We start from the raw sequence: 24,086 nt of genomic DNA, 5'->3' as shown, positions 1-24,086 counted from the left end.
CGGTGCACGAACCTTCCTCTGCTATGCGGAAGAGATGGCGACGCGCGGGATACAGTCAGCGTGTAGGAAAATACGGAAGAGGCCAAGGGGACACTCTCAGATGGAAGAACCCGACTGATCGAGTCTACAGGGGGAGAAGGAACATTCCCGTCGGTAGCACCTACTGGCATTTTCCCAAGGACAGCCCAAGATCGTAAACACCTATTTTTCGTCCCTTCGGGCCGCTCCCGCGCTTCGCTTGGGCTGCGTCCCCCACCGGGACCATTACATTCAGTTTTCAAGGTACAAAAATCATAAGAGCAACCCCCAAATCAGGAGCTGCTCTTAGCATACAAGGGGGAAGCGGCATGAGAATATTAATCGTAGAAGACGAGGTGAATCTGGCGGAAGCGCTGACGCAGATTCTGAAGAAGCACCATTACTCCGTCGATGCCGTTCACGACGGCTTGACGGGACTGGATAACGCGCTGAGCGGCATTTACGATCTGCTGCTGCTCGATGTCATGCTTCCCGGAATGGACGGAATGAAGCTGCTTAGAACGATTCGCGCCGAGGGCATTCCGACGCCGGTCATCATGCTGACGGCCAAAGGCGAGATTCCCGACAAGATCGCGGGCCTCGATTACGGCGCCGACGACTATGTCGCCAAGCCGTTCTCGACGGAGGAGCTGCTTGCGCGCATTCGGGCGGCGCTGAGGCGCAAGGGCGAGGTGGTGCCGGAGGACGGGCTTCGGTTCGGCGACATCGAGCTTCACCCGAGTACCCTCAAGCTCTCGTGCAAGGGCAAGGAGTTGAAGCTGATTCTGAAGGAGAGCGAGCTGCTGGAGCTGCTGATCACGAGGAAGCAGGCGGTCACCTCGAAGGAGCAAATGATCGAGAAGCTGTGGGGCTTCGACTCGGACGCGGAGCATAACAACGTGGAGGTGTACATCTCTTTCTTGAGGAAAAAGCTCACCTTCCTGAATTCCGCGGTGTGCATCAACACGATCCGAGGCGTAGGCTACGTATTGGAGGCGACCTCGTAATGTTCAACAAGCTGCGCAACCGCTTCCTTCTGATGAACATGGTCATCATCTCCGTCCTCATGCTCGCGGCTTTCGCGACCATCTATACGATCACGTATCAGAATGTAAGGAACGACATCGCGATGGAGCTGCACCGCGTGGCCGACACGTATCGCAAAGCGAACGGCGCCCCCGGCCGCCCGCGGCAGGGCGGGGACATTCCGCCGCAGCAAGCGGCTTCCCGCGAACCGGGGCCGCCGGACCGCTCGGTCTCCTTCGCGCTGCAGACGGACGAACAGTGGAACATCGTCAAGACGAACTCCCGCTTCGATATGGACAGCGAGTTCTATGCGCTGGCCGTGAAGAAGGCCGCCGCCTCGCCTTCGGAGTTCGGCCAAGTCACGCTGGACGGAACGAGGTGGGCCTACAACGTGCAGCACAACCCGCAGGGCTATACGCTGGTCTACCTGGATGTCACCGCCCAGCGCAAAATTCTCCTGAATCTCGTCTACACCTTTTCCGCCGTAGGCATCGTTATGCTGGGCCTCATTTACCTGACGAGCCGGTACTTCGCGAACCGGTCCATCGCACCGGTCAAGGAAGCCTTCGACAAGCAGAAGCGGTTCATCGCCGACGCTTCCCACGAGCTAAAGACGCCGCTGGCGGTCATCAACACTAACGCGGACGTCCTGCTGGCGAACGGCGAAGACACGATCCGCGAGCAATCGAAGTGGCTGCACCATATCAAGTCGGAGACGGAGCGCATGAAGACGCTCACCAACGATCTCCTCTACCTCACCGAAATGGTTGACGCCCGGACGCGGATCATCCGCGTCCCGTTCGACTTGAGCGAAGCCGTCGAGAGCGTCATCCTCACGATGGAAGCCGTCATCTACGAGAAGGATCTCGTCCTCGACTACGACATCGAACCCGGCCTCATCGCAACCGGCAATAGCGAACAGTTGAAGCAAGTCGTCATGATTCTGCTGGACAACGCTGTTAAGTACACCAATCCCAAAGGTTCGATCAACCTCTCGCTGAAGAAGAAGCAGAGCCATATCTCGCTCTCGGCAACCAACACCGGCGAAGGCATCCCCCCGGAGCATCTGGACAAGATCTTCGATCGCTTCTACCGCGTCGATCCCTCCAGATCGCGCAAACGCGGCGGCTACGGCCTCGGCCTCGCCATCGCGAAGTCGATCGTGGAGCAGCACCGTGGAAGAATCTACGCGAAGAGCGTGCCGAACGAGACGACGACGTTCTACGTGCAGTTGCCTTTGACGGCGGGGAAGTAGGCAGCTTACCCGAAGGATTTCCACGTCGGTTTTTATGTTGAAACCCCCGCCGAGGTCGACCGGTTCTATGACAAAATTGCAGCCGCCAATATGCCCGTGGATCATGAACCCCGAAACATGAGGGGCGGTTAAACGTTGTATTTCACGGCGCTGACGTGCTTCATCCGTTAAGCCGAACAGGGCGTCCGGTTGGACGCCCTGTTGCGTTGCTTCCGCTGTATGACTGTTTATTCGACATTGCTGTGACGGCTCAACGCCCCGCTGTTGCTTACGTTTCGAATTTCGGCGAACTCCAGGCATATCGCATCCAGAACCAGGTGCACGCATTGGTCGAATAGCGAACCCAACGGCTGAATGCTCGCCGCTTCGCCTTCCTTGCGGTATTTGGTTGCGGCCGGGATATGCACCACTCGCGTCGCGCAGGAACCGAGCGGAGATTGCTTTTCGGTGGTGACCCCGATGACCGTGCAGCCCAGTTCCCGCGCCTTCTCCGCCACCCAGACCACGTTTTTGGTCGTTCCCGATCCGGACACCGCGACCAGAATATCCCCTTCCGCCATGGACGGGGTGATCGTCTCGCCCACGGCATACGAGACAGCGCCAAGATGCATCATCCGCATCGCAAACGATTTGGCCATGAACCCCGATCGGCCCTCTCCGACGGCAAATATCCGTTTTCCTTCCGTGAGCAGCTTTGCCGTATCCGCGATTGTTTGCGCTTCAATCTTATTCAGGACGGTTTCGATTTCCGCGACAATCGATTGAATTTTACTCATAAAGCCTGTATCTCCTTTTGCTTATTAATGACGTTCCGGAATAGGAACGCCTCCTCGCGGGGGTCATCCGCCTTGGTGATGGCGGAACCGACGATGATCACGTGCGGATCGAAAGCCATGAAGCCCGGCAGCGAAGCCAGCTTAATTCCTCCGGCTATGGCCGTCTTCATGCCGGCAGGCGCTTTAGTTCCCCCTGCCCATCCGCCGCTCTGCAGCGCCTGCCCCGCTTGCTCCTGCTCATCCTTGCTTACATGATAGCACAGGATGGCGTCCGTAAAGCGGTACAGCGCCGCCTTCTGCTCCTCGGACGTATGAAGCAGGTCGATCATCGCCGTTCGGCCGAACTTGGCCGCCGTGTCCATGCAAGCCTCCACCGTGACCATAGGAGCGGCTCCCATGACGGTCGCTACGTCCGCACCCGCCTTGAAGCAAAGCTCGAATTCATAGCGGGCATTGTCGAACGTCTTCATATCCGCCACGACGGTCTTCTCCGGGAATTCCCTTTTTAGAGCCGTTACGCTGTCCATCCCGAATTCCTTAATAAGCGAAGTTCCGACTTCAATCCAATCCACATGCTCCCGAACGGTTCTCGCCATTCGGATCGCTTCGGGAATCGTCATCCGGTCCAGAGCGAGCTGAATATTCAATGCGCCTTAACCTCCAGATTCATCGCAGTTTGTTGTTCCTTGGCCTTCCTGACCATAAGCGTGAGGATGACGGAGATCAGCAGCGAGCCTGCCATAAAGATATAGGAAGCGCTGAACCCGCCCGTCGCTCCGTTCAAATAGCCGACCGCATAAGAGCCGACGAACGAACCGAGCGCGCCCATGCTGTTGATCAAAGCCATCGCGCCGCCCGCCACGTTGCGGGGCAGCACCTCGGGGATAATGGCGAAGAAAGGCCCGTAAGGCGCATACATCGCTCCGCCCGCAATCGTCAGGAGAACGTAAGATAGCCAAAAGTTGTCCGGCCCGATCGCGTAAGACGCATAGAAAGCGATTGCACCGACGAGAAGGAAAAACCATACGAAGCCTCTGCGATTCAACGTTTTGTCCGACAGGTAGGAGACGACCAGCATCAGGATGACCGCCAGAAGATAAGGAATGGAAGACAGCCATCCGGTCGAGACCATCGTCATGTTCGGAGCGGCCCGGATAATGGAAGGAAGCCAGAGAACGAAACCGTAAACCCCGATGCTCCAGAAAAAGTATTGGAGGCTTAATTTGACGACAAGCGGAGAGCGGAACGCCTCGCGATAATTTTTAACCGCTTTCAAATCGGCTTGTTCGCGATTCAGCTCGTCTTGAAGCGCTTGCTTCTCGCCGGCCGTTAACCATTTGGCTTCTTCCGGCTTGTCGTTCACCAGCTTCCACCAGAAGAACGCCCAGATGACCGCCGGAAGGCCTTCGATAATAAACATCCATCTCCAGCCGATGGAATTGACCAGATAGCCGGAGAGAACCGACATCCACAGCACGGTCGCCGGATTGCCGAGGATGAGGAACGTATTGGCCCGGGAGCGCTCCTTCTTCGTAAACCAGTGGCTTAAAAAGATCAGCATGGCGGGCATAACAGCGCTCTCAACGACGCCAAGCAGGAAGCGGATTCCGATCAGCAGATATACGTTGGTGACAAAGCCGATGGCGGAGGCCAGAAGGCCCCACAAGATGAGCGCCCAGAAAATCAGCCTTTTGGCGCTTTTATTCTCCGCATAATAAGCGCCCGGAACCTGGAAGAAGAAGTATCCCAGAAAAAACAGCGCGCCCAGAAGCGACGACGTGGCGGAAGTAATGTGCAGGTCTTCGGCCATCCCGGCGGCCGCGCCGAAGCCGTAATTCGCGCGGTCCAAATAAGCAAGGCTGTACGTAATGAAGATAACGGGGATCAACCGAAACCAGCGGCTTGCCGCTAATGGAGCATGACTCATGAGCAGGTCACTCCTTTGAGATTGTAGTTTAGAAATGCGGTCAACCCGGCTTCATCCGGATAACCGTCGTGATCACCGTACGTTTGGACCGCCATCGCCCCGATCGCATGCCCCCGCATGACCGACTGTTCGATGTCCAGGCCGCGCAGCATGCCGCTGATCAGTCCGACGGCGAAGCCGTCTCCGGCCCCCACCGTATCGACGACCCGTTCGACCTTGAACCCGGGCACGATTCCTTCCCCGGACGGGCCGCAATAATAGGCCCCTTCCGGTCCAAGCTTCACGACGACAAGCTTTACGCCATGCCGCCGATAGAACTCCGCAATCGCTTTCAAATCGCGCGTGCCGGTAAGCAGCTCCGCTTCGTGAATGCCGGGCATGACCCAGTCCGCCTGGAACGCGAACGCATTCGTTACGGCGATCATCTCTTCCTGTGACGGCCAGAGCGAAGGCCGCAAATTCGGGTCGAACGAGACGGTTCGTCCCGCTTCCTTCATCGCTTCGATGGCCATGCCGGCAAATTCGCGCGTATGTGCGGACAAGGCGAGCGGAATGCCGGTCGCGTGCAAATGTCTGGAGCCGAGGAAATAGCCGCGGTCCAGATCGGAGGGGCCCATGAAGCTGGCCGCCGACCCCTTCCGGAAGTACTGAACCTCCGGATCGCCTTCCGCAACGCGGGATTTCAACTGGAATCCGGTCGGGTGAACATCGTCGCTTGTCACTCGATCGATATTGACCTTTTCTGCCGACAACCGTTCCTTGATAAATTCCCCGAACGCATCGCGGCCTACCTTGCTCACCCATCCGCAGCGCAATCCCAGCCGGGCGAGTCCGATCGCCACATTCGCTTCCGCCCCCGCCAGCCGGCGGGTATAGCGGTCGACGTGCCGCAACGGCCCCGCCTCATCGGCGACGAACATCGCCATCGCTTCGCCGAACGTTACCGCATCCAACTTGGTCATCGGGTTCCTATCCTTTCGTTTAAGCCCCTTTCAGCAGGGCGATATATTCAGGCAGCAAGCTTGCATCGGGCAACGGGAACTCTATGGCTCGAAGCGCATCCGAAGGCAGCAGCCGCAGCAGTTCCCTCCAGCCCGCTCCGGGCTCACGGGGTATCGGAAGCGTTTGCATTCGAGCTCCATGCTGTTCGACATGCTTGCAATGAATGTACACAACATGATCCCTTAAACGTTCGGCCGCAGTCCGCGCATTCTCGCCGCAATAAGACCAGTTCCCGATATCGAAGGTCATCGATACCGGAAGCGCCGCCTGCGCAACCGCCCCAAAGAAGGCTTGCAACGGCTCCAACCTGCCGCCATAGTCGGTCTGGTCGTTTTCCACCGTTAGCGTGATCGCCTCCCCGGCCCGACGGTCTCGCTCCAAAACCCGGGATAATGCGCTTACATCGGATCGAAAACGATCGTAATGGCCAAGCGGCATCTTCACCATATCCGCCTGAATCGCACGCGCTTCCCGGAGCGCGATTGCCAGACCGGCTTCATTCAACTCGCCGCTCGGCAGCCATAATTCAATCGGGGCCGAATATACGCCATGCAACCGATATTGCTCCAGCGTTCTTCTGCACGGATCCAGCGGCGGTTCGCCGGGGGGAAACAGTTCGCGCCGGATCTCCATTCCTTGGCCGCCGCTTGCCGCAATCAGGGCGGCATAAGCGTCTAGGCAATCCGCATCTACCTTCGGCTGCCCGAACACGGAAGTCGGAACGATAATTCTGCTCGTGTAAACCACCTCTCATAAACCGATTTACTAAATCGGTTTATCTGTTTGAGCCGATTATACTCCAACGCTTTTTTAATTTCAAGCGCTTGAATGAAAATGGCAAAAATTTAGGGAAGCCGCCCGGCTTCCCCACTGTGGGCGCACCCCGTTCGCGCGCACCTAGCTACGGGCGAACCTCTCTACGGGCGAATCCCTCCCTGCGAGGATTCGCGAACGATCAGGGTGCATTCATATGTCATCTCCCGGGGCGGCTGTTGATCCGAAGGCTGTTCCGCCTTGATTCGCTCATGAAGCAGCCTCCCCGCAGCCCTGCCCATCTCCGCGGAAGGCTGGCTAATGGTGGTCAGTGTCGGCGACAGCAGGTGCGCGAACGGAATATTATCGAACACCAGCAGCGCCAGTTCCTCCGGAACCCGAATCCGGTTCTCCTTGATATAAGCCAGAATCTCCATCAACACCAGGTCGTTGCCGGCAATAATCGCCGTCGGCTTGTCTTCCCGGCTTAACAAGCTTTGCAGCCTGCCGCGAATTTGGCCGATTTCGCAGTTGATCGTCAAATCCCGGCTCGAATCCAGCCCCAATTCCTGGACCGCCCGTTTGAACCCTTCCACCCGATCGATCCGCGAACTGATCGTCAGAGGCGCCGTCAGGATCGCAATCTTCCTGTGCCCTTGATCCGCGAGATGTTTGACGGCCTGATAGACGGCGTCGGCGTTGTTCGCGACAACCGTATCCGTATGAACGCCTTCCACCTTGCGGTCGACGAACAGAATCGGAATGCGCTGCTTCGTCAATTTTTTGTATAACGATTTGTTTTTCCCTGTCGGGAACAGAATCATGCCGTCGACCTGCTTGGCCTGCAGCATCTCGATATACGACTTCTCCTTGTCCCCGTCTTCGTCCGTGTTGCACAGAATGACATTCATTCCTTGCTCCTGATAGTAATCTTCAATCGCCCGGCATATTTCGGTGGAGAAGCTGTGCATAATATTGGCCACAATAACGCCGATCGTCGACGAGCGCTTCTGCTTCAAGCTTCGGGCCAATACATTCGGTCTATAATCGAGTTCCTTAATCGCTTGTTCAATCTTTTTTCTCGTCTCTACGCTCATGTACTCGTAACGTTTGCTCAAATATTGGGACACAGTGCTTTTGGACACACCGGCTTTCTCGGCAACATCCGCCATCGTAACATTGACCACGTTGTCCTACCTCCAGCTTGTCGGGCCGCTTCCTAAATCGATTTATTTTTTCTGCAAAAAAAAGTCTCTCACGGCTATGTTATCAAGCGGCCGCGAGAGGCGCAATCCCCTTCGGCGGAACCGGCTGCCGAGCGGTCTCCATCGAAACGTCCGGACTGCTGTTGACTATAGGCGCAACGTTTCGTTTTTCGGCAGAATCCCTTTGAGATACTCGGTCAGTTCTTTGGCCGCTTTCTCATGGGCCAATTTTCCGGGATGGTTTCTGGCGCCTGCCGTCTCTTCGGTCATATTGGGAAGTTGGAAAACGGAAACTTTCCGGTCCCCCGTCGTCTTCGTATAAGCATCGACAGCGCGGTAGATCGCCGGCATCATCGGGGTTCCCAGCATTCCATAGGCCCAGACGATATGGGCTTTCTTATTATACTTTCTGAGCTTGAGAAGAAAATTCCGGGCCGCTTCCTCGAAGGAATGTAAATCCTCCTCGTTAAAGGTGCCGTCTTCATTGAGTCGTTGCTTATGCGATTCTCCGGTTCCTTCGTCTCTCCATGCCGGCGAGTGAAAAGCTCCTCCATCGTTAGTGCCCAGATTCACCACTACCACATCCGGCTGCCAGGAATCGAAGTCGTTTGGCTGAAATGCCCCCAATGCTTCATTCTTCTCGCCCGTGAGAAGACCGCAAACTTTCTCGTAGTAGTCCGGAATATTCGCACGCGGATTGTTATCCCAGCTCGTCAGGACGCCCCATCCGCTTTGCGAGAGAATCCGGTATTCCGCGTTCAAAGCTTCCGCCGTCATCGCACTGTAATTGCGGAGGGCGCTGAACCACATCGGAATCCAGTCCTCTTCCGTTTTGGCCCCTATGGCTCCCTCTCCCGAAGTGATGCTGTCCCCTATAAACTCAATTTTATAGGGCTTCTCCTCGATCGGCAGGAATTGTCCGTCGAACTTCACGGCATGGAACTGCAAAGAGCAACCGGGATCTCCGCTCATCGCCTGGACGTCTTTGACGATCCGGACGTTCTTGGCGACGTTCGCATTCATGCCTCTAAAAATGCAAATCCAATACCTTCCTGCCGTCAACATTTGCCTGCTCACAGCAACGGAATTCACGACCACGCTGATCCATGGCTCATACTGGTCATAATCGACCTCGACTTCCACCCAAAGCTCGGATCCCTTGGCATTGAATTCAATGGCGCTTCCTGTCCAAAACAACGTTAAGGGAGACAGGCGCCCTGTCGTCCGGCCATGAACTTTCATATTCTCGATATCGGGCAAGGCGTATACTTTTAGGTTTTCATTAGCTTTCATCGCTAATTTCCTCCCTAACTTCTCTCTCCCTGCATTATATCACGGCTTGCAGGGCATTGCCCGCACCATCTGAAGAGGCCGTCCCCGGGTCACATCGACCTTTGAGGACGGCCTCTTTTAAATTGCTTGGCATTCTAAGAAGCACGCAAACCGATGGAGGAACGGGGCATGTCCCCGTGTCATAAGACTCGCTCACAGGATGGCAACGTCTTCTTGATCGTTGATACTATTTAAAATCAATTGTTCAAGCGTCATATAAGCAGCGCCTATAAGTCCGGCTTGATTGCCCAGAATTGATTTCTGGATCGATAAATTTCGTGTCGAGAGCGGCAACGATCGCTGGTAGACCCCCTGTCGAATGGCAGCAAGCAGGGTGTCGTCAAATTCGGAGTACGACGCGCCGACCAAAATCAATTCCGGATTGAAAAAATTCACGATGGAAGCGATGACCCGGCCAATCAGCACGCTGCTCTCACGAATTAACTCGGCACACAAGGAGTCCTGTCTTTGCATGCCCAAAGCGATATCTTCCAAATGAAGCTCGCCCTTTTTCTCCAGAATCCCCAACAGAAATTCGCTTTTTCCCGCCAAAGCGGACTCTCTGGCTTTCGCCACGATCGCTTTGCCCCCTGCCGATGCTTCCAGACACCCCCGGTTGCCGCACCAACAGATCACATCTCCGCCTACGTCAAAATGCCCGATATCCCCCGCGCTGCCATTGGAGCCGCGATACAGGTTGCCGTCGCATATAATGCCGGCACCGATTCCCGCAGCGGTTTTGATATAGATGACATTATTGGCTTGAAACTTGAGCCCCTTGGCATACTCGCCTAGCGCCATAATGTTGACATCATTATCGATGTAACTGGGGCAATTGAAATACCGGGCCCAGTATTCTTTGATCGGATATCGGTCCCACCCGGGCATGATGGTGGGCGATATGGGCATACCGGAAGCAAACTCGACGGGGCCCGGAATGCCGACGCCGATCCCTTTGACGGCATCCGGATCCAGACGGAGTTCAGCCAGAAGTTCGAATACGGCTTCCTTGATTCGGTCTAACACTTTTTCGGGTCCGTCGTTTATATCGATCAAGCAATTGCTGTGAGCCTTGATATTGCAATCAAAGTCCGTAATGGCGACTTTGGCATTTTCTGTGTCCATATCGATAGAGACCAAGTATCCGGCATCCGGATTAAAAGCGTACAATCGGGGTTTCCTGCCGCCGCTCGACTGTCCGATGCTTGATTTGACAATCAAATTCGCATTCATTAAGCGATCGAGATGTTCAGATACCGAGGACAAGGATACTTGGGAGGCCAATGCAACATCCTTTTTTGAAAGAGGGCGGTCAGCCCTTCTAATCACTTGAAGGATACGTGCGGTCATGGCAAGCACATCGGGGCACCGCTTTCGTTAATATATGATTAATGTATAATCCTTTTGTCTCAACCAAATACTATCATTGTTAGAAGTTGAATTCAATGAAACAAAAGTCAGGACTTGAACAGCGCAAAAAAACCTGAGGGTTCGCCCCAGGCTTTAACCTCTATAACTTAAACCTCGTCAGTTCTATAGACTTACCCATTTCTCGGTTCGGTGGCTTTCCAGAATGGCTTCAATCAGCCTCATGATTCGATGGCCGTCGGCCAGCGTGGCGAACGAAGCCGCGTGGCTCCTGTCGCTCACTTTTCGATAAAAATCAAGACAAAGGTTTTTCAAACCGTCCGGCCATCCTTCCTGATGCCCGCCAGGATAATGGGCCAACGCCCCGGATTTGGGAGACAGCAATGCGGGGTCCTTTAGCCATTCTTCATTCGCCTTCGACCGGTTGCCCACCCAGAGATGGTTCGGCTTCTCCTGGTCCCAAGCAAAGGTGGCGCCGTCGGCCACGATCTCGAAGAACAGGCGGTTTTTCCTTCCGGCCGAGACTTGGGATACGGTGAATACTCCCTGCACTCCGCCCTCCATATGGATCAGAATGCTGCCGTAATCCTCTGTGGAGATTTCGACATTCTCCCGTTCCACTTGACCGCCGCTTGCAAACGTGTTCAAGGCGGTTTTGGGCTTCTTGCGAATGGGGTGAACCGTTTTTAAATCGGCGAACACCTTCGTGATTTTTCGGTTCATCACATATTGGACCGTGTCGCACCAATGGGAGCCGATGTCGGCAATGGCCCGGGAAGGACCATTCTTGTCCTGCTCCAGTCTCCAACTGTAATCGGTATCAAGACTTAGCCAATCCTGGAGATAACCGCCGTAGACAAGACTGGGTTTGCCTCTTTGGCCGTTCTCCAACATTTCTCTGACTTGCGAAACCATCGGATAATGCCGATAGTTGAAAGAGACTCCGCTGACCACGTCTTGTCTGCCGGCGATTTCAACCAGTTCCGCGGATTGTTCGCTGGATAACGCCAACGGTTTCTCGGATAACAGGTGTTTTCCGGCAAGCAGCACTTTCTTGTTCATATCAAAATGAAGCCAATTCGGCGTGCAATTGTGAACGGCTTGAATGTCCGGATTCCCGACTAAATCGTCGACCGAATTATACGCCAAGGGAACGTTCATTTTCTCGGCGAATGCCAAGCCCTTTGGTTTGGAGCTTGCGCATACAGCGGCCACTTCAACATTTGGAATTCTGCGCAATGCTTCAATGTGGGCTTCCGCGGAGAACCCGGTACCGATAATGCCTACCTTGATTTTTTTCATTTTCCCTCCTGCTGTTGAGCTGCGAACCTGTTAAACCCACCATATTTCGCCCAATGGCTCACGCATGATGAGAGGCTGCAAGTTCTGCACGGCTTTGGCGAATCCTTCGTTCACCGACATCAGTCCGTCTTCGTGCTCGATGCTGACCACGTCATCGTAGCCCACCAAACGCAGAGCGCTGATGATGTCGGCCCAAACTTTCAAATCGTGGCCGTAGCCGACCGTCCTGAACTGCCAAGCCCGGTCCAGCATGTTCGTATAGGGCTGCATGTCCGTCACGCCGTGACGGTTGACGTTCACCGGATCAAGCGACGTGTCCTTCGCATGAAAATGGTGAATAGCGCCGGCACGTCCCAGAATATGGACGGCCTGGACGGGATCGATTCCTTGCCACCACATGTGGCTGGGATCGAGATTCGCTCCGATCGCCTCTCCGGCAGCCTCGCGAAGCCGCAAGAGAGTGGCCGGCGTATGAACGGAGAAGCCTCCGTGCAATTCAAGCCCGATCTTAACATGCCGTTCGGCCGCGTAATTCGCGATTTCCGTCCAATAAGGGATGACCTTCTCTTCCCACTGCCATTTCAAAATCTCTTGATAGTCGTTGGGCCAAGGAGCTACCGGCCAATTGGGGTATTTCGCGTTCTCGTGATCGCCCGGGCATCCGGAGAACGTGTTCACGACGGGTACCCCCATGCGGGAAGCCAAATCGATCGTTTGGCGGATCAGGCGATCGTGCTCGCCGGCAATCGATTTTTGCGGATGAAGCGGATTGCCGTGGCAGCTAAACGAGCTGATCTCCAATCCCCGGGATTCTACGGCGCGCAGATAAGCTTTGCGCTTGTCCTCGCTCTGCAGCAGCCCTTCCAAATCGCAATGGGCGTTGCCGGGATAGCCTCCCGTACCGATTTCCACGGCCTGCAATTTCTGCGAGGCGACGGTTTCCAGCATTTCTTCGAAATTCTTTTGTGCGAACAAGACCGTAAATACGCCGAGTTTCATGCCGGCATTCCTCCCGAAAAGGCTGATTTTTGGATAAGAATAGAAGTCTTCTCCTGCATCACTCCTTTCAAAGCCAAATTATCCTCGAGCCAATGCGATTTCGCTTATGGTTAACTCCTGAACTTCCCATCAGAATAATTGAACTATTTATTTTATTAGCAAATATTCGAGCAGAAATATGCACACTTAATAATATAAATAAATTACTTTTAACATTCAATATTAAAAGTATAATTAAGTCCGTCAAAATAAGTCGCAAAAAAACCGTCAGGGATCCGTTTGCTCCCTGACGGTTCTCTGCAGCATATCCGTGACGGCTCGGCTGCCAAGTCACGGCCGATTACAAAATAACATTACCTTGCAAAGGGTCGTTGTCGATCTCTTCGCTCCGGACGCCCGCCGCCTCGTATATGCCCAGAATCGACAGCCTCGTCAGCTGCAGGGCCATGTAATGAGGCGAGTAGACGATTTTCTCCCCCAGCCACTTCACGATGATTCCTTGCGCCGCGCCGCTCATATAGTCGAGTAGAATGTCCAACGGAACCTGGAGCTTCCGATCCATGCCGATGCCGGATATTCGCCTGAAAAAGCAGTCCCGGATCGTCTCCTGCATTTTGGCCTGGAACAGAGACGGAGGCATCTTGACCAGCATGACGCGGTAAAACGTCTCATTGCGGGCCAAATGCTCGAAGAGTTCCACATAGAAAGGATCGGGCTCGTTGAAGTCCGGCCGAAGTTCCAGCGGCCACCCGCCGCTTCTCTCCGTAAGCTCCGCGATTTCCGTCAGCTTCTCCTCGACGATCCGGTTCAGAAAATCGTCCTTGTCCACGAAATGGGCGTAGAACGTGGAACGGTTCACGTCGGCCCGGTCCGCAATGTCCCGAATGTTGATTTTGTCATACTCCATATCCTGCAACAGTGACAGAAAGGCATCGACGATCAGCTGCCGAGAGCGGAGAATCCGTCTGTCCGCGTTTGCATTCGAGTATTTTCCTCCCAATTGCAGGCGACCTCCTAACCAACATTTATGTAGAAGTTGTCGGATAACCGACACGAAAGCCGATGCCCTTTCCTCCCTACAGTTCGCTTCATACCGTGGATTATTTTGGCTTTAACCGACATGCGGAGCTATACTGTCGGAAAACCAACAGAAGCAGAAATAGTGATTGTTGCATGAAAATGGTTGTTAGCTATGATAATAGATAAATCACATTAAATCAATTGGAATTTAAAGCATTGGCAAGGGAGGGGACTTCGCTCAGGTGAGGGGAGAACGGTATATCCGCAGTTTAAATGATGGAAGAACGGTGTGGCTTGAAGGGAAGAGAGTGGAGAACATCCCGGAGCATCCGGCCTTTAAAGGGACGTTAACGACGATCCGGGGCTTGTTCGATACGCTGGACGATCCGGACACACGGGACAGAGCGGGTTATCGGGTCGAAGGACGCGAGCATTATGCGCACAGCTCGTTCCTCGTTCCCTACACCCGGGAGCAATTGGCCCAGCGCAGCCGATCGTTCGCCTACTGGTCCGCCCAGACGCACGGCATGATGAGCCGGCTGTCGGATTATGCCCGGTCGGTCGTCACCGGCTGGTACGCGGCGCGGAGCCAGCTCCGAAGTCTGGACCCGCACTTTGAACACAAGATTACGGCTTATTACGAGCAAGCCCGGGACAACGATCTGTTCCTGACGACGGCGATCATCGATCCCCAGATCGACCGCTCCCGCAATCTGGACGACAAGCGGATCGCCGAACGGTTCCTTCACGTCGTTCGCGAGACGGAGGACGGAATCGTCGTTCGCGGCGCCAAGATGATCGCCACCGGCGCGCCTTATACGCACGACTTCGTCATCTCCTCGTTCCTGAAATTCGAATCCAAGGACCGCGGCCACGCGCATGTTCTGATCGTGCCGGCCAATTCGCCGGGGCTTCATATCGTGTGCCGCGAGCCGTTCGCGGACCATCGGGAGCAGAACCATCCGCTGAGCGCGAAGTTCGACGAGATGGACGCCGTTCTGTTTTTCGACGATGTGCTGGTCCCGTGGGAGAGAGTTCTGCTGTACGGAGACCCGGACAAGGTGCTCACACTGCGCGCCAATAAAACCGCGAACGCGCTCGCCTACCACCAGAACGTCGTCCGCTACACGGCCAAGCTGGAGTTTGTGACCGGCGTCGCGTTCGCGGTGGCCGAAGCCATCGGCGTAACGGGCTTCCTGCATGTGCAGGAGAAGCTCGGGGAGCTGCTGACCCAGATCGGCGTCATCCAGGCGCTCGCGATCGCTTCGGAGACGAAGGCGAAGCCCGACGAAGCCGGGGTTCTGGTGCCCGACCTGGCTTCCATCGACACGGCCAGAAATATCGGGACGAAGTTTTACCCGAGAGCGATCGAGATTTTGCAGCAGATCGGCGGCGGCGGCTTCGTCCAGACGCCTTCGGGGGTGGAGGATTTCTACGGCCCGATCTCCGAACTGATGCATCGGTACTTTGAAGGAGCGTCGATCAGCGCCGAGAAGAAGGTGCAGCTGTTCAAGCTGGCGTGGGATTTGATCGGCAGTCCGCTGGGAGCCCGGCACGAGCTGTACGAACGCTTCTATGCCGGAGATCCGGTGCGGGGCTACGCCAACCAGTATCTCGGATTCGACAGGCAGTCGCTGACCGAACCGGTGTGGAAGCTGTTGAAGGAGACGAGCAAAAGAGGAACGACGCTCGCTTGAGAGAGAAGCGACAATCGCAAGAGGAGGAATTGACTCATGGAATTGTTCTGGTTTATTCCCACGCACGGGGACGGCCGTTATCTGGGAACTAGGGAAGGCGCCCGCGCCGTGACGTACGCCTATTGCAAGCAAATCGCCCAGGCGGCCGATGAATTGGGCTTCAGCGGCGTTCTGCTGCCTACCGGCAAATCGTGCGAGGACGCCTGGATCGTCGCTTCGACGCTCGTTCCCGCAACGGAGAAGCTGAAGTTCCTGGTGGCCGCTCGGCCGGGGCTGATGACGCCGACTCAGGCGGCCCGAATGGCGGCTACCCTGGACCGCTTCTCGAAGGGGCGGCTTCTCATCAACGTCGTCGCCGGGGGAGACCCGGTCGAATTGGCGGGCGACGGCTTGTTCCTGGAGCATGACGAACGGTATCGGCTGACGGATGAATTTTTGGCGATCTGGCGGCGGGAGCTCCAGGGCGAAGAGGTCGATTACGAAGGCGACTACTTGCGGGTCGAAGGCGGGAAGGTGCTGTATCCGGTCATTCAGAAGCCGTACCCGCCCCTGTACTTCGGAGGATCGTCCGATGCGGCGATGAAGGTTGCCGCCGAGCACGTCGACGTGTACCTGACCTGGGGAGAGCCTCCCGCCGAGGTCGAGCGGAAAATCGCCAAGATGCGCGAGCTTGCCGCCGCCAAAGGGCGCACGCTGCGATTCGGCATCCGGCTTCACGTCATCGTGCGCCCTACCGAGCAAGAGGCGTGGGCGGCGGCCGAGAAGCTGATCGAGCATCTGGACGAAGAGACGATCGCCTCCGCCCAGCAAATATTCGCGAGGATGGACTCGGAAGGGCAGCGACGAATGTCGCAGCTGCACAACGGAGACCGCACGAAGCTGGAGATCAGCCCGAACCTGTGGGCGGGAATCGGACTCGTGCGGGGCGGCGCGGGCACGGCGCTTGTGGGCGACCCCGACCAGGTGGCGGCCCGGATGAACGAATACGCCGAGCTCGGAATCGACACCTTTATTTTGTCGGGTTATCCGCATCTTGAGGAAGCGTACCGGACCGCCGAACTGCTGTTCCCCAAGCTGCCGATCCACCGGCCGAACGCAGGCCGGCATCCGTCCTTCATCAGCCCGTTCGGCGAGATGATCGCCAACAACGTCATTCCGGCTCACCGAACGGCTCAAACGTCGAAAGGCCCAGCCAATACGCAAGTCTCCGGGTGACGGAAGGCTCCTCTCTTGATCGAATACTGCCGATTAGACCGCTAAAGGCACCTTGCTGCGTTCCGTTCGTAGAGGGTGCCTTTTGTTCGTGGCGGAAGGAACGGCGGCTTTCCAGTCCGGAATTAACGCATGACTATCATTCAGAAAATGAGGTGAACAGGAATGACGCTGAAGTTTGCTTATTGGGTGCCGAATGTCAGCGGAGGATTGGTCATCTCCAACATTCCCCAGAGAACGGGCTGGTCTTTCGAAGACAACGTGAAGTATGCCCGAATGGCGGAAGAAGCCGGCTTCGAATACGCCCTGCTTCAAACCCGCTTCATCGCGAGCTACGGAGCCGAGAACCAGTTGGAGGCGATCTCGCTGGCTTCCGCGTTGGCGGCCGTCACGTCGAAGATCAAACTGATCGCCGCGGTGCTTCCGGGACTGTGGCATCCCGGCGCCGTCGCCAAGGCGATCACCACGATAGACCAGATCAGCCGGGGACGCGCCGCCGTCAATATCGTGAGCGGCTGGTTCAAGGGGGAATTTCACGGGTACGGGGAACCCTGGCTCGATCACGACGAGCGTTACCGCCGTTCGGAAGAATTTATCTCCGTTCTCAGGGAGCTGTGGACGAAGGAGGAGGCGCATTTCCGCGGCGATTTCTACCGGATCAACGGGGCTCCGCTGAAGCCCAAGCCGATCGTCGTTCCGCCCGTCTTCCAAGGAGGCAACTCGGCGGCCGCGCGGCAGATGGCTTCCCGCGTATCGGACTGGTATTTTATGAACGGCAATACGCCGGACGGATTCAAAGCGCAGATCGACGAAGTGAACGCATTGGCCGCGAAGCGCGGCAGGAAGGTGAACTTCGGCGTCAACGCGTTCGTTATCGTGAGGGATACGGAAGAGGAAGCGAGACAGGTGCTGCGCGACATTATCGAATACGCGGATCCGGAAGCCGTGGAGGGCTTCCGCGGCCAAGTGCGCTTCGCCGGCAAAGCGTCTCCGGAGAGAGAAGGCATGTGGGCGAATTCGGATTTTAACGATCTGGTCCAATATAACGACGGCTTCAAGACGGGATTGATCGGAACGGCCGAGCAGGTCGCGGACAAGATCGTCGCGCTGAAGCGGATCGGGGTCGATCTCATCCTGACCGGCTTCTTGCACTACGACGAGGACATCCGAGCGTTCGGCGATAAGGTGATTCCTCTGGTCCGCGAGAAGGAAGCGGCGCTGCACGGCGCGCCGGCCCAATAGATGGCGGTCGCCGGGACGAAGAGGGGGAGAGGCATGGAGCAACTGGAAGCGGAGTGGCCGGAGGCTGTCGGAACCCATCTGCAGCTCAAACGGGCGGCCAAACGGTACGGCGACAAGGTAGCGCTAAGCGGGATCGAGCTCGAGGCGAATCCGGGCGAGTTCATTGCGATCGTCGGAAGAAGCGGCTGCGGCAAGAGCACTTTGCTGCGGCTGGTCGCCGGTCTCGAGCAGGCGACGGAAGGCTCGGTCTATATCGACGGCAAGGAGTCGCGTTCGATTCATCCGGATGTGAGAGTGTTGTTCCAGGATTCGAGGCTGCTGCCTTGGAAAAGAGTCCTGGCGAACGTGAAGGTTGGCGTCCGGGACAGCCTTGCGTGGAAGGCGGAGAATGCGCTGCGGCAGGTGGGGCTGTTCGATCGCGCCAACGATTGGCCCGCCGTGCTGTCCGGCGGCCAGCGCCAGCGCGTGGCGCTGGCCCGGGCGCTTGCGGGCGAGCCGAGATTGCTGCTGCTCGACGAGCCGCTCGGCGCGCTGGACGCGCTGACCCGGATCGAAATGCAGCGGCTGATCGAGCGTTTATGGCGGGAGCAGAAATTCACGGCGCTTCTCGTGACGCACGACGTGTCCGAGGCGGTTCAATTGGCGGACCGGGTCGTCGTCATCGAGAACGGCCGGATCGGCTTCGACGTGCGGATCACGCTGCCGCGCCCCAGAGAGCGGGACAGCGGTTTCGCCTATTTCGAGAGTTTGATTCTGAAGCGCATTCTGACCCAAGAGAAAGAGAGCTACGAATCCTATTCGATTTAATAACGGGGAGAGATGGACATGGATAAACAATCTGCAAGACGGCGATTCGGATCTTTAGGAGTCTTGGCCGCGGCGCTTGCCCTGTTCGCGCTGCTGACGGGCTGCGGCAAAGCTTCGGACGCGAAGCAGGCGGGCGCGTCGGCCGAGCAGCCGGCGAAGCCCAAAACGATCAAGCTCGATTACGCTTATTACAATCCGCTCAGCCTGGTGCTCAAGAATCAAGGCTTCCTGGAGAAGCAACTGAAGAGCCAGGGCATCGAAGTTCAATGGGTGCTGAGCGCGGGCAGCAACAAAGCGCTCGAGTATTTGAACAGCAAGAGCATCGATTTCGGCTCGACCGCCGGAGCGGCCGCGCTGCTCGGCCGGGCGAACGGCAATCCGATCAAGGCCGTCTACGTATACTCGAAGCCGGAATGGACGGCGCTTGTCGTGCGGGCGGATTCGAACATTAGCCGGGCGGAGGATTTGAAGGGCAAGAAGATTGCCGTGACCCGCGGCACCGATCCGCACATCTTCCTGCTGCGCATTCTCGACAAAGCGGGTCTGACGGAGAAGGATGTCGAGATCGTTCAGCTTCAACATCCGGACGGCAAGACCGCGCTGGAGAAAGGCGAAGTCGACGCCTGGGCCGGGCTTGACCCGTACATGGCGCAGACGGAGGTCGAGAGTGGCTCGAAGCTCGTCATTCGCGATCCGTCCTTGAACACCTACGGCGTGTTGAACGTACGGGAGCAGTTCGCCTCCGATTATCCGGATCTGGTGGTCGAGGTGCTGCAAAGCTACGAGAAAGCGCGGCAATGGGCGGCCGAGCACGAAGCGGAATTCAAGAAGATCGTAAGCGAAGAAAGCAAGCAAACGCCGGAGGTTGTCGACAAAGTGCTCGAACGAACGGATTTGTCCGATTTCAAGATCGGCGACGTTCAGAAGCAGACGCTGCAAGGGGCGGGCGAAGCGCTGCTGAAGAGCGGGATCATTCCCGAGTCGACGAATGTGACGCAAACGATCGACGAGCTGATCGATCCGCAATTCGCCGCCAAGCTTACGCCCTAAACGGAGGATACCGTGTTGAGATGGATAGACAATCGCGCCGTTCGAGCCGGCGTCGGCTTCCTGGTTCCCCTGCTGCTGCTGCTGGCATGGCAGTATGCGACGGCCGCGGGACGCATCGCCCCGAACCAGCTGCCTCCGCCGAGCCGCGTTCTCGACACCTTTAAGGATTTGGCCGTCTCGGGCGAGCTTTACGAGCATGCCCGTATTACGATTTACCGCGTGTTTACCGGCTTTGTACTAGGGGTAGCCGCCGCGCTCGTGCTCGGCGTCCTGAACGGCTGCTTCCCCCTGTTCCGGCACTTGCTGGATCCGCTGCTGCAAGCGCTGCGAAATATCCCTTCGATGGCCTGGGTTCCTCTGTTCATTTTGTGGATGGGAATCTATGAAACTTCGAAAATTACGCTTATTGCGGTCGGCGTCTTCTTCCCGGTTTATTTGAACCTGCTGACCGGCATCTTGTCGGTGGACCGCAAGTTGATCGAGGTCGGGTGGGTGTACGGCTACAAAGGCTTCCGCCTCATCTGGCATTTCTTCCTTCCCGCGACGCTGCCTTCGTTGGTTGTCGGGATGAGGGGAGGGCTCAGTCTGGGATGGATGTTCGTCGTCGCCTCCGAAATTATGGGGGCCAGCAAGGGCCTCGGGTTTCTGATGACGGACGGACAGACGACGGGCAGGCCCGCCATCATTGTGGCAAGCCTCGTGCTGTTCGCCGTCTTCGGCAAGCTGACGGACGTCGGGATGGTCTGGCTGGGCAAGAGGATGCTCTATTGGCAACCCGCTTCGGAGCCGGGGAGCAAGGCATAGACGTCCGGCGAACATGCGAAAAAAACGCGAAGGGGCCGTCCAAACGGATGGCCCTTCGCCGTTCCCGAGGAAGCCTGCGGTCCGCTGCGAGGCCGCAGTGTTCTATCTCATATCTTCCCTCATCCTGCGCATCCTATTCGTTATCCGTCCATGTATGTTGCCGCCTCCGGCAAGCCCGCTCCGCGGTGATGCCGACCATTTCTCCCTTGAGAGAAGGCCGGCTTACTCCGTTCGTCGATCAAGAGATCTGGCCTACAAGTTGGCGCAGGGCTTCGTTAATGGGCGTTAGCGGCCGGCCGAGAACCTTCTCGAAATCGTTGCTCTCGATCTCCAGGCACCCTTCCCGAATGCCTTGCTGGATGCCTACAAGAATGGGGATCACGAAGTCCGGTACGCCGGCTTTTTTCATAATGTCGGCATAGGCGGCATCGTCGACCTGTTGGACAGGCACCTCCTTGCCCAATACCTCGCCGAGAGCGGACGCCAGCTCTTCCTGCGTCAGCAGCTTGCCGGACAGCTCATAAATGGTGTTCTCATGTCCACTCCCCACCAGTACGGCTGCCGCCGCTTCCGCATACTCCTGCTGCAGGGCCCAACCGACCTTGCCGGATCCCGCAGACGTCACCCAGGGCGCTCCTGCCAGCACGCCTTGAATGCTCGCGGTCTCGTTCTCCAGGTACCAGTTATTGCGCAGGAACGAGTAAGGAATGCCCGTTTTCAGAATGGCTTGTTCCGCCGCTTGGTGCGGAGGAGCAAGGAGGAGCTTGCTTTCGCTTGCATTCGCCGCACTGGTATAAGCGATGAACTTCACGTTTGCGCGTGCAGCGGCTTCTACCGCATTCGTATGCTGACGAATTCGGGTCTCATTGTCCCCGTCCGCCGAGATGATCAAGATCCGGTCGATCCCTGCGAACGCCGCATCCAACGTCTCCGGACGGTCGAAGTCGCCTTGCCGGACGTCCACGCCCCGAGCGCGAAGGTCTTCCGCTTTCTCCGGATTGCGCACACTTACAGCCAGCTGGCTTGCCGGTACAGACTTCAATAACGTCTCTACCACTTTCCGTCCCAGTTTCCCCGTTGCGCCCGTCACTAGCAGTTTCATCGTCGATTCCTCCATTTTGGTTGTAATATGTTTTGTTATAACCATATAAGCTACAACTAGTTTATAAAATAAAAGCTCTAAAAAAGAGCCATTATTTATGTGAACTTCGGGATCAGTTGGCCTAGCGTCGTTTGCGCCAGTCTTCGTTCCATAACGGATTGCGCGTCTTGCAATTCCGCTTGAAGGACTTCCTCGATATTCCGCCCAACCGGGCAAGCGAAATTGGGTTTATCGTGAATGCGGAACAGCTGGTTCTCCTCCGTCACATTCACAGCCCGATAAATATCAAGGAGCGTTATCCGGTCGGGATCCTTGAGCAAGGAAGCGCCTCCTACCCCCGGCCGAACATCCACCAACCCCGCCTTCTTCAGCATGCCCATGATCTTCCGGATCACCACCGGATTCGTATTGACGCTGCTCGCAATGAAATCCCCGGTGCAATCCTTCGGACTGACAGCGATAAGGGAAAGAGTATGCACAGCCATCGAAAAGCGCGTACTGATCTGCTTCAATTGTCTCACCACCGTTGTAACCATTGTAGTTATAACTAGGGCGTTATGTCAATAGTCTATTCTCAGCCCCGAGGATCAAGCGCCGACCGGAACTCGCATCATCTTCCGCTCTAGGCATATATTTATTTGATGAAGTGATGATCATGATTAACCTGCAAAGGGAGGCTGCATGATGCAGGACCCTAATGGGAAGAATCCCGTTCTAAATGTAGTCCATCCAATCGGCCAATATCAAATGATCTTCCATTGGAACCGATTGGATTGGAATTTTCATGACCTAGCGATGAAGCAGGATTTTGAAACCAATCAATATTGGAAAAAGGCGATGCCCGCCGGTGTAAAAGTCGACCGGCAAGGCCACTATTACGTTTCCGTCCCCCGCTGGGCCCAAGGCATTCCTTCCACCATGAATCGGATCGTGATCAAAGACGGCAGACCGCTCTTGGAGGCTTTCCCGAGTTGGGAATGGAATCGGGCGGGCAATGTCAACGTCCTCCAATCCGTGCTGGGTTATGAAATCGATGAATTTAACCGGATGTGGCTGCTGGATCAAGGGAAGATCGCCTATGCGCCTTCTCCGGAAGGGTCGCAGAAGCTGGTCGTCTGGGATTTGAATACGAACCGGCTGATCGACTCCATTATCATCCCAAATGAAATTGCGCCGTACCGGACCTCATTTCTGAACGATGTGGTCGTGGATAATAAGAACGGTTTTGTTTATATAACCGATTCCGGATGCGGTTGGCCGGATCACCCGATCGACGGCGGAATCATTGTGTACAACATGAGGACGAGAACGCTCCGGCGGGTGCTCGATCGGCACTTCAGTACGCGGGATTTTCCCGATTTTCATTTTCAAATCGACTATAAGCCGGTTTACAAGGATAAGCCGCTTCGGATCGGGGCCGATGGCATCGCCTTATCCGCGGATCGCTCCACGTTGTATTACTGCCAGGTGACAGGACGCAATCTATATGCCATCGACACTTCGCTGTTACGCAACTTCAACACGCCGTCAGAAGAAATCCGCAAGGCCGTACGGGCCATCGGCAGCAAGCGCACGACCACCGACGGGATGCACGCGGACAACAAAGGCAATGTCTTCTACACCATGCTGGAAGGCAAGGGAATTGGAGTCTATACGCCTCCCACCAACACATTCCATGATTTCGTGTCCGACGACCGAATGCTGTGGGTGGACGGGGTCGCTTTTGATCAGAAGGGGTGCATCCTCTTCAACAGTAACCGGCTTCACGAGATGTTCGGGGGCTACGAGATCGATTGGACCTATCCGTATAACCTCATTATTTGGAAAGCATTTGTCAGTTGAGTCCGTATAATTGTGTAAAATGGTAGTTTACTGAAAATAAAGGGAGCCATAATCCCAATCCCTCAGTTAGAATGATGGTGTCTAAGCAACATTCTTCAGGAGGAGATTCAGATATGGCTCAATACCAGATTAACGTAGATTCTCAACTTTTGCATCAACTTTTCTTAGGAAACACCCAGGATTCCGGTGTTGCAAAATTGCTGGAATCGGTACTGAACCAAATCTTACAGGCGCAGGTGACGGAACAATTGGAGGCACAGCGTTATGAGCGTACCGAAAACCGGCAAGGTTACCGCAACGGCTCCTATCCCCATCAACTGCATACGCGTATTGGCACGATTACGTTG

At 56.0% G+C, this 24,086-nt stretch carries 23 protein-coding genes and 1 pseudogene; 11 read left to right on the top strand and 13 right to left on the bottom strand.

Annotated features, from left to right (window positions below; genetic code table 11):
* Nucleotides 1-347: 347 nt before the first annotated feature.
* From G485_RS0114735 to G485_RS31350, 3 genes and pseudogenes are all read left to right on the top strand, one after another.
* Complete coding sequence (locus tag G485_RS0114735; protein WP_027093186.1) at nucleotides 348-1,025, top strand: response regulator transcription factor; 678 nt, start codon at nucleotides 348-350, stop codon at nucleotides 1,023-1,025.
* Nucleotides 1,025-2,299: a sensor histidine kinase gene (locus G485_RS0114730; RefSeq protein ID WP_027093185.1), complete on the top strand. Its 1,275-nt coding sequence runs from the start codon at nucleotides 1,025-1,027 to the stop codon at nucleotides 2,297-2,299. The genes G485_RS0114735 and G485_RS0114730 overlap by 1 nt, the downstream gene beginning before the upstream one ends.
* A 27-nt stretch (nucleotides 2,300-2,326) precedes the next feature.
* A pseudogene (locus G485_RS31350) lies at nucleotides 2,327-2,431 on the top strand (VOC family protein); the annotation flags it as partial.
* Between the two features lie 95 nt (nucleotides 2,432-2,526).
* Here the strand turns inward: G485_RS31350 and hxlB are convergent.
* The 11 genes from hxlB to G485_RS26615 form a co-directional block, all read right to left on the bottom strand.
* Nucleotides 2,527-3,075: a 6-phospho-3-hexuloisomerase gene (hxlB, locus tag G485_RS0114725; RefSeq protein ID WP_027093184.1), complete on the bottom strand. Its 549-nt coding sequence runs from the start codon at nucleotides 3,073-3,075 to the stop codon at nucleotides 2,527-2,529.
* Nucleotides 3,072-3,722 (bottom strand): 3-hexulose-6-phosphate synthase, encoded by a 651-nt coding sequence (hxlA, locus tag G485_RS0114720; RefSeq protein WP_027093183.1) that lies wholly within the window; start codon nucleotides 3,720-3,722, stop codon nucleotides 3,072-3,074. The genes hxlB and hxlA overlap by 4 nt, the downstream gene beginning before the upstream one ends.
* The gene (locus G485_RS0114715) at nucleotides 3,719-5,002 is read right to left on the bottom strand and encodes an MFS transporter (protein WP_027093182.1); all 1,284 of its coding nucleotides are present in this window, start codon (nucleotides 5,000-5,002) and stop codon (nucleotides 3,719-3,721) included. The genes hxlA and G485_RS0114715 overlap by 4 nt, the downstream gene beginning before the upstream one ends.
* On the bottom strand, nucleotides 4,999-5,964 hold the full coding sequence (locus G485_RS0114710; protein WP_027093181.1) for a sugar kinase: 966 nt from the start codon (nucleotides 5,962-5,964) through the stop codon (nucleotides 4,999-5,001). The genes G485_RS0114715 and G485_RS0114710 overlap by 4 nt, the downstream gene beginning before the upstream one ends.
* A gap of 19 nt (nucleotides 5,965-5,983) precedes the next feature.
* Nucleotides 5,984-6,637, bottom strand: coding sequence for a sugar phosphate isomerase/epimerase family protein (locus G485_RS0114705; RefSeq protein ID WP_156922369.1), 654 nt, complete (start codon nucleotides 6,635-6,637; stop codon nucleotides 5,984-5,986).
* Between the two features lie 284 nt (nucleotides 6,638-6,921).
* The gene (locus G485_RS0114700) at nucleotides 6,922-7,944 is read right to left on the bottom strand and encodes a LacI family DNA-binding transcriptional regulator (protein WP_027093179.1); all 1,023 of its coding nucleotides are present in this window, start codon (nucleotides 7,942-7,944) and stop codon (nucleotides 6,922-6,924) included.
* Nucleotides 7,945-8,109: 165 nt separating this feature from the next.
* Complete coding sequence (locus tag G485_RS0114695) at nucleotides 8,110-9,255, bottom strand: SGNH/GDSL hydrolase family protein (protein ID WP_027093178.1); 1,146 nt, start codon at nucleotides 9,253-9,255, stop codon at nucleotides 8,110-8,112.
* 192 nt (nucleotides 9,256-9,447) lie between these two features.
* Nucleotides 9,448-10,644 (bottom strand): ROK family transcriptional regulator, encoded by a 1,197-nt coding sequence (locus G485_RS26620; RefSeq protein WP_156922367.1) that lies wholly within the window; start codon nucleotides 10,642-10,644, stop codon nucleotides 9,448-9,450.
* Between the two features lie 183 nt (nucleotides 10,645-10,827).
* Entirely contained in the window at nucleotides 10,828-11,964 is a 1,137-nt protein-coding gene (locus tag G485_RS0114685; protein ID WP_027093177.1) for a Gfo/Idh/MocA family protein, read from the bottom strand.
* A 30-nt stretch (nucleotides 11,965-11,994) separates the two neighbouring features.
* Nucleotides 11,995-12,963, bottom strand: a complete 969-nt coding sequence (locus tag G485_RS0114680) for a sugar phosphate isomerase/epimerase family protein (protein ID WP_027093176.1) — start codon at nucleotides 12,961-12,963, stop codon at nucleotides 11,995-11,997.
* Nucleotides 12,964-13,303: 340 nt separating this feature from the next.
* Complete coding sequence (locus G485_RS26615; protein ID WP_051318298.1) at nucleotides 13,304-13,963, bottom strand: TetR/AcrR family transcriptional regulator; 660 nt, start codon at nucleotides 13,961-13,963, stop codon at nucleotides 13,304-13,306.
* 262 nt (nucleotides 13,964-14,225) lie between these two features.
* Here G485_RS26615 and G485_RS0114670 point away from each other — a divergent pair, with 262 nt between their 5' ends.
* The 6 genes from G485_RS0114670 to G485_RS0114645 all read left to right on the top strand — a co-directional run bounded on the left by G485_RS0114670 (nucleotide 14,226) and on the right by G485_RS0114645 (nucleotide 20,795).
* A complete protein-coding gene (locus tag G485_RS0114670) occupies nucleotides 14,226-15,680 on the top strand; it encodes a 4-hydroxyphenylacetate 3-hydroxylase family protein (RefSeq protein WP_027093175.1) in 1,455 nt (484 codons plus the stop codon).
* Between the two features lie 36 nt (nucleotides 15,681-15,716).
* The gene (gene ssuD / locus G485_RS0114665) at nucleotides 15,717-16,895 is read left to right on the top strand and encodes an FMNH2-dependent alkanesulfonate monooxygenase (protein ID WP_027093174.1); all 1,179 of its coding nucleotides are present in this window, start codon (nucleotides 15,717-15,719) and stop codon (nucleotides 16,893-16,895) included.
* Nucleotides 16,896-17,057: 162 nt separating this feature from the next.
* Nucleotides 17,058-18,134 (top strand): dimethylsulfone monooxygenase SfnG, encoded by a 1,077-nt coding sequence (sfnG, locus tag G485_RS0114660; RefSeq protein ID WP_027093173.1) that lies wholly within the window; start codon nucleotides 17,058-17,060, stop codon nucleotides 18,132-18,134.
* A 33-nt stretch (nucleotides 18,135-18,167) separates the two neighbouring features.
* Nucleotides 18,168-18,941 (top strand): ATP-binding cassette domain-containing protein, encoded by a 774-nt coding sequence (locus G485_RS0114655; RefSeq protein ID WP_051318301.1) that lies wholly within the window; start codon nucleotides 18,168-18,170, stop codon nucleotides 18,939-18,941.
* An 18-nt stretch (nucleotides 18,942-18,959) separates the two neighbouring features.
* Nucleotides 18,960-19,991, top strand: coding sequence for an aliphatic sulfonate ABC transporter substrate-binding protein (locus tag G485_RS26610; protein WP_084423321.1), 1,032 nt, complete (start codon nucleotides 18,960-18,962; stop codon nucleotides 19,989-19,991).
* A gap of 12 nt (nucleotides 19,992-20,003) precedes the next feature.
* Complete coding sequence (locus tag G485_RS0114645) at nucleotides 20,004-20,795, top strand: ABC transporter permease (protein WP_240489158.1); 792 nt, start codon at nucleotides 20,004-20,006, stop codon at nucleotides 20,793-20,795.
* A gap of 238 nt (nucleotides 20,796-21,033) precedes the next feature.
* Here G485_RS0114645 and G485_RS0114640 read toward each other — a convergent pair whose 3' ends face one another.
* Together G485_RS0114640 and G485_RS0114635 are read right to left on the bottom strand one after the other, a co-directional pair.
* Nucleotides 21,034-21,897: an SDR family oxidoreductase gene (locus tag G485_RS0114640; protein WP_027093170.1), complete on the bottom strand. Its 864-nt coding sequence runs from the start codon at nucleotides 21,895-21,897 to the stop codon at nucleotides 21,034-21,036.
* Nucleotides 21,898-21,992: 95 nt separating this feature from the next.
* Nucleotides 21,993-22,409: an Rrf2 family transcriptional regulator gene (locus G485_RS0114635; protein WP_027093169.1), complete on the bottom strand. Its 417-nt coding sequence runs from the start codon at nucleotides 22,407-22,409 to the stop codon at nucleotides 21,993-21,995.
* 235 nt (nucleotides 22,410-22,644) lie between these two features.
* On the opposite strand from G485_RS0114635, the gene G485_RS0114630 reads away from it, so the two are divergent.
* Nucleotides 22,645-23,739, top strand: a complete 1,095-nt coding sequence (locus G485_RS0114630; protein ID WP_027093168.1) for an L-dopachrome tautomerase-related protein — start codon at nucleotides 22,645-22,647, stop codon at nucleotides 23,737-23,739.
* Between the two features lie 113 nt (nucleotides 23,740-23,852).
* On the top strand, nucleotides 23,853-24,086 hold a 234-nt coding region (locus G485_RS26605; protein ID WP_035156366.1), incomplete at its 3' end, for a transposase.

The organism is Cohnella thermotolerans DSM 17683 (genome assembly GCF_000429825.1).
Lineage (GTDB): Bacteria > Bacillota > Bacilli > Paenibacillales > Paenibacillaceae > Cohnella > Cohnella thermotolerans.
The sequence above is the reverse complement of the archived record's forward strand: the minus strand, read 5'-3'. Positions and strand labels throughout refer to the sequence as shown.

Excerpts from the sequence above, each read along its gene's own strand:
- G485_RS0114735 (WP_027093186.1), top strand. The coding sequence starts at position 348 with ATGAGAATATTAATCGTAGAAGACGAGGTGAATCTGGCGGAAGCGCTG.
- G485_RS0114730 (WP_027093185.1), top strand. The coding sequence starts at position 1,025 with ATGTTCAACAAGCTGCGCAACCGCTTCCTTCTGATGAACATGGTCATC.
- hxlB (WP_027093184.1), bottom strand. The coding sequence starts at position 3,075 with ATGAGTAAAATTCAATCGATTGTCGCGGAAATCGAAACCGTCCTGAAT.
- G485_RS0114715 (WP_027093182.1), bottom strand. The coding sequence starts at position 5,002 with ATGAGTCATGCTCCATTAGCGGCAAGCCGCTGGTTTCGGTTGATCCCC.
- G485_RS0114710 (WP_027093181.1), bottom strand. The coding sequence starts at position 5,964 with ATGACCAAGTTGGATGCGGTAACGTTCGGCGAAGCGATGGCGATGTTC.
- G485_RS0114705 (WP_156922369.1), bottom strand. The coding sequence starts at position 6,637 with ATGGAGATCCGGCGCGAACTGTTTCCCCCCGGCGAACCGCCGCTGGAT.
- G485_RS0114695 (WP_027093178.1), bottom strand. The coding sequence starts at position 9,255 with ATGAAAGCTAATGAAAACCTAAAAGTATACGCCTTGCCCGATATCGAG.
- G485_RS26620 (WP_156922367.1), bottom strand. The coding sequence starts at position 10,644 with ATGACCGCACGTATCCTTCAAGTGATTAGAAGGGCTGACCGCCCTCTT.
- G485_RS0114685 (WP_027093177.1), bottom strand. The coding sequence starts at position 11,964 with ATGAAAAAAATCAAGGTAGGCATTATCGGTACCGGGTTCTCCGCGGAA.
- G485_RS0114680 (WP_027093176.1), bottom strand. The coding sequence starts at position 12,963 with ATGAAACTCGGCGTATTTACGGTCTTGTTCGCACAAAAGAATTTCGAA.
- ssuD (WP_027093174.1), top strand. The coding sequence starts at position 15,717 with ATGGAATTGTTCTGGTTTATTCCCACGCACGGGGACGGCCGTTATCTG.
- sfnG (WP_027093173.1), top strand. The coding sequence starts at position 17,058 with ATGACGCTGAAGTTTGCTTATTGGGTGCCGAATGTCAGCGGAGGATTG.
- G485_RS0114655 (WP_051318301.1), top strand. The coding sequence starts at position 18,168 with ATGGAGCAACTGGAAGCGGAGTGGCCGGAGGCTGTCGGAACCCATCTG.
- G485_RS26610 (WP_084423321.1), top strand. The coding sequence starts at position 18,960 with ATGGATAAACAATCTGCAAGACGGCGATTCGGATCTTTAGGAGTCTTG.
- G485_RS0114640 (WP_027093170.1), bottom strand. The coding sequence starts at position 21,897 with ATGAAACTGCTAGTGACGGGCGCAACGGGGAAACTGGGACGGAAAGTG.
- G485_RS0114630 (WP_027093168.1), top strand. The coding sequence starts at position 22,645 with ATGATCTTCCATTGGAACCGATTGGATTGGAATTTTCATGACCTAGCG.